The organism is Sulfitobacter sp. HI0027 (assembly GCF_001634775.1).
Taxonomy (GTDB): Bacteria; Pseudomonadota; Alphaproteobacteria; order Rhodobacterales; family Rhodobacteraceae; genus Sulfitobacter.
Map to the genome: position 1 here is coordinate 1 of NZ_LWER01000211.1, position 2,896 is coordinate 2,896.

Genomic DNA, 2,896 nt, shown 5'->3' on the forward strand with positions numbered 1-2,896 from the left:
GGGTTCGCACCGCGCGCCGTGATGGTCGGCACAACCGCTGGCGGCTATGTGGAAATCCGCAGCGGGTTGGAGGAAGGCGACCTCTTTGTCTCCGACGGTGCCTTCACACTCAAAGCCCAACTTGAAAAAGACGCCTTTGGCGACGGCCACGGACATTAGGATAGCTGATTATGACTGATTTTATGCACCGCATCGCAGGCGGCTGGCTTTTGGCGGCCATTGCGGCTTTTGCGATGACGCTTGGCGGGCTTTTTGCGTTTCGCGCCTTGCCTGTTGATGCCTTTCCGGACGTGACACCCGCGCTGGTTCAGGTTTTCACCGAAACCGAAGGGCTCGCCCCCGAAGAGGTTGAACGCTATGTGACCTATCCAATCGAAACGGCAATGTCGGGCCTGCCCAAACTCAAAAATATGCGGTCGGTATCGAATTTTGGGCTGTCGGTGGTGAACATCTATTTCGAGGACGGGACGGATGTCTATTTCGCCCGTCAGGTCGTGGGCGAGCGGCTCGCCGAAGCGCGTGGCAACATCCCCGACGGGTTTGGCGACCCGCAAATGGGTCCGATTTCAACCGGGCTTGGCCTCATCCTGTATTTCCGTCTGGAAGATCAGACCGGCGCACGCAACCTTGTCGAGATGCGCGAAATTCAGGACTGGATCGTCAAGTATCAGTTGCAGACCGTGGCGGGTGTCACCGAGGTTTTGTCCCTTGGTGGCTATGAAAAGCAATATCAGGTCAGGCTCGATCCCGATGCGCTGCTTGCCTATGATATTCAAATCGCCGATGTGATCAGCGCATTAGAGCGCGGAAACAAAACCGAAGGGGCGCAATTCCTCGAAATCGGTTCTGAACAATATACGGTGCGCGGCGTTGGACTTGCCAAGACAGTTTCCGATCTCGCGGAGATTGTCGTCAACGTCGACGACGGGCGCACGGTGCGCGTGCGCGATCTAGGCCATATCACCGTGGGCGGTGGCGTTCGGCAAGGTCTTGCAACAGCCAATGGTGAAGGCGAAGTTGTCGCAGGGTTGGTTCTGAAACTTTATGGCACCAACACATCCGATGTCATCGCGCGGGTCCAGAAGCGCTTTGAGGAAATCAACGCAAGCCTGCCGGATGGTGTACTGGCGGTCCCCTACTATGATCAGGGAACGCTGGTAAACAAGGCCTCCGCAACCGTCACGACGGCGTTGTGGCAGGGGGCTGTACTCGTAGCGTTGGTGGTGTTTGTCTTCCTGGGCGGCTGGCGTCCCAGTCTGATTGTGGTCCTGTCGATCCCGTTTTCCGTAGGTTTTGCGTTTATCGCAATGTACGTGCTCGGCATCAGCGCCAATCTGATGTCATTAGGGGGGGTCGCCATCGCCATCGGGATGATGGTCGACGGGGCGATTGTTATCTCTGAAAACGTGGATCGCAGCTTTGAGGAAGACGACGGCTCTGAAGAGCCGCGTATGTTGGTTGCCCGATCTACCGCCGAGGTAATCGCACCTCTGGTGGCGGCGGTTGCCGTGGTTATCGTTGTTTTCCTGCCGCTTTTCTCGCTGCAAGGGGTTGAGGGCAAAACCTTCCGGCCCTTGGCGGCATCGGCTGCACTCGCCATGACCGGATCGCTGTTCTATGCGGCCCTGATTGCGCCTTCCATGGCCTTTTCGGTGATGCGCCGATCCGGCAAGAAGGCCCCTGACAAGCCGGGGCGGACTGTCGCGATGGTCAGTGGTGCGGCCGGGTTCTTTGTCCGTAACCGTTTTTTCGCCATCGTCCTGTGCGGCATATTTTTGGCGGTGGGCGGTTTTGCAGGATCGCGACTTGGTTCCGAATTTACGCCATCGTTGGAGGAAGGCGATATTCTGATGCGCGTCACCATGGCACCCTCGATTTCGCTTACCGAAGGAACGAAGACGACGACGCTTGTGGAAAAGCGGCTGTTAAAGAATTTTCCTGAAATCAAGTCCATCGTGACCCGTATTGGGCGTGGTGAGGTTGGCGCGCATGCTGACCCGACCAACAGCGCCGAAGCCTTCATCGAGCTGAACCCGGTCGATCAGTGGCGGCCCGGCTTGTCTGCCGAAGGTTTGCGCACGGCGATTTCGGAAGATCTGGAAAGCTTTCCGGGGATTGTGGTAAATATCGGCCAACCCATCGCGATGGCTGTTGATGAATTGCTGACCGGCACACGCGCCGAACTGGCCGTCAAAATCTTTGGACCGGATTCCGAAATTCTGTTGGAGCGATCACAAGTCCTGCAATCACTCCTGCAACAGGTTGAGGGTTCTGCCGAGGTACAGGCCGACCAGATCACCGGTGCGCCGCAACTTGTGGTAACCGTGGATCGGTCAGCCCTTGGTCGCTACGGGCTTGATGTTGAGGACGCGTTGGATGGGCTGCGTGCAGCCGTCGGCGGGGCCGAAGCCGGATCACTGTTCGAGGGCGTGCGACAGTTTCCGATAATGGTGCGTTTTGACGAAGAAAGCCGCGACACACCGGAGGCGATCAGACGCATCGTGCTGGAATCGCCTTCGGGCGCACGGGTGCCGCTGGACACAGTGGCCAATATCGAAACTGTAATCGGTCCACGCCAGATCACACGCGAAGATGGCGAACGCTTCATCACGGTCCAGTCCAACGTGCGCGGTCGCGATATCGGCTCTTTCGTTGCCGAAGCGCAGACGTTGACGGACGCTCAGTTGGATCTACCGCCCGGGTATCGTTTGGTCTGGGGCGGCCAATTCGAGCTTCAGCAACAGGCGAATGCCCGTTTCAAAGTGGTTATTCCGATTACGTTGGGCATCGTTCTGCTGATCCTTCTGGTAACCTTTGGTCGCCTGAAATCAGCGATCCTCATCCTGTTGAATATCCCCTTGGCGCTGACAGGTGGTGCGATGGCGCTCTGGCTGAC

General features: G+C 57.6%; 1 protein-coding gene. It reads left to right on the plus strand.

The window, feature by feature from the left end:
* Nucleotides 1–170: 170 nt before the first annotated feature.
* Nucleotides 171–2,896: efflux RND transporter permease subunit (locus tag A3722_RS13775; protein WP_067916212.1), on the plus strand; the 2,726-nt coding region annotated here is incomplete at its 3' end.